Origin of the sequence: Mesorhizobium sp. M1E.F.Ca.ET.041.01.1.1, assembly GCF_003997355.1 — a bacterium.
GTDB lineage: Bacteria > Pseudomonadota > Alphaproteobacteria > Rhizobiales > Rhizobiaceae > Mesorhizobium.
In genome coordinates, this window is record NZ_RZSL01000876.1 from 1 (window position 1) to 1877 (window position 1877).

Genomic DNA, 1877 nt, shown 5'->3' on the forward strand with positions numbered 1-1877 from the left:
AATGGGCCGCGATCTGCGACAGATCCGCGAGTTCGCCTTGATCTCGGACGAAGAGCGTGACGAACTCTCATCTCCTGCCGCGCCGATCGTGCTGCTGCACCGGCGCGCGAAGTGGCCGGTGGCACCGGGCGTCGCCCCCGACCACGACCGGCTCGGTTTCATGCTGCCCTACACGCCACTGCACCATCTTCTCATGAGGGTGCTCGACAGGCCGATCGTGTTGACCTCGGCCAACCATTCAGGCGAGCCGCAATGCAGGGACAATAACGAAGCGCGGCGGGAGCTTCACGGCATCGCCGACCATTGGCTGATGCACGACCGCGCGATCGTCAACCGGCTGGACGACAGCGTCGTGCGTTGTGACCAGCATGGTGTTTCGGTGCTGCGCCGTGCCCGCGGCCTCGCACCGTCGCCCATGCCATTGCCGTCTGGTTTCGAGAGCCCGCATAGCGTGCTTGCAACGGGTGGCGATCTGAAAGGCGCGTTTTGCCTGGCCGGAAATGGCAAGGCGCTGCTCTCCCAGCATCTCGGCGATCTCGCCGAACCGAAGAGCCAGGCGGCATGGCGCCGCGCCCTGGACCTCTACAACAACCTTTTCGATGCGAAACCCGGCCTCGTAGTGACCGACCGGCATCCGGCCTACCGATCGAGGCAGATTGGCATCGAACTCGCTCGCGAGTGCGGAGCGAGGCTCATCGAAGTCCAGCACCACCATGCGCATCTTGCCTCCTGCATCGCGGGGCACGGTCGCGCCCTTGATGCTCCTCCGCTGCTGGGCGTGGTCCTCGACGGCATCGGCTTCGGCGACGACGGCACGATCTGGGGCGGAGAGTTCCTGCTCGGCGACTATCGCCGCTACAAACGCCTGGCGCATTTCGATGCCATCGCGATGCCAGGCGGCGACCAGGCGAGCCGCGAGCCCTGGCGCAATGCCTACGCGCATCTCCATGCCGCCTTCGGTCCAGATTTCCTTGCCGGTCCCGTCGGCAATCTGCCGTTTGCACAGGCTTTGGCCGAAAGGCGGCCGAGCATCGTCGCGCAAATGATTGAAAGAGGCGTCAACGCCCCGCTTGCGTCTTCCGCGGGACGGCTGTTCGACGCTTGCGCGGCGATCCTGGGAACCTGCTTCGAGCTGCAGTCCTATGAAGGGCAAACAGGCATGGAGTTGGAGGCGCTCGCGAACCCGTTCATCGAGGAGGCCGAGGCCTGGGCGCTGCCTCCCGACGATGGATCGATCATTCGCTGGCGAGGTCTCTGGGAGGCGTTGCTGCGCGACATGGCTGCTGATGTCGAGATCGGCCTGATCGCCGCGCGTTTTCATCGGACCTTGATCGCGGTCGTGTCCAGAACCACGCGCCGATTGGCCCGCGAGAACCAAGTCGACACGATCGCGCTTTCCGGCGGTGTCTTCCAGAACCGGCTCATGCTTGAAGGGGTGTTCTCGGAACTCTCCGCGGCCGGGTTCGAGCTACTCGCCCATACGGATGTTCCGGCCAATGACGGGGGGCTGGCGCTTGGCCAGGCGATGATAGGCTTGGCCGCCCTCGGCTAAGAGGGGTGCTCGGCGACGATGGGTTCCGCGCCTTTATTGGCTTACCCGCCTGATTGGTTCACCAGCAACGGAACGATGCGGTCGCTCTTGGCGAGGACGGGACGGCCTGAGGTGGCATAGGGAATGCCGAGCGCATCCCAGGTCTCGACCAGCGCGTCCTGCAATTCGGCGATCAGCGCGTCGGAATGGAAGGGTGTGGGCGTGATGCGCAGCCGCTCGGTGCCGCGCGGCACCGTCGGATAGTTGATCGGCTGGATGTAGATGCCGTGGACGCCGAGCAGGCGGTCGCTGGCCATCTTGCACAGCTCCGGATCGCCGACCAGCA

At 65.0% G+C, this 1877-nt stretch carries 2 protein-coding genes; one reads left to right on the top strand and one right to left on the bottom strand.

Annotated elements, in window-relative coordinates:
• Positions 1 to 1552: Sua5/YciO/YrdC/YwlC family protein (locus tag EOA38_RS35330; protein ID WP_145966247.1), on the top strand; the 1552-nt coding region annotated here is incomplete at its 5' end.
• Positions 1553 to 1593: 41 nt separating this feature from the next.
• On the opposite strand, the gene EOA38_RS35335 is transcribed toward EOA38_RS35330, so the two are convergent.
• On the bottom strand, positions 1594 to 1877 hold a 284-nt coding region (locus EOA38_RS35335), incomplete at its 5' end, for an aminotransferase class I/II-fold pyridoxal phosphate-dependent enzyme (RefSeq protein ID WP_127301394.1).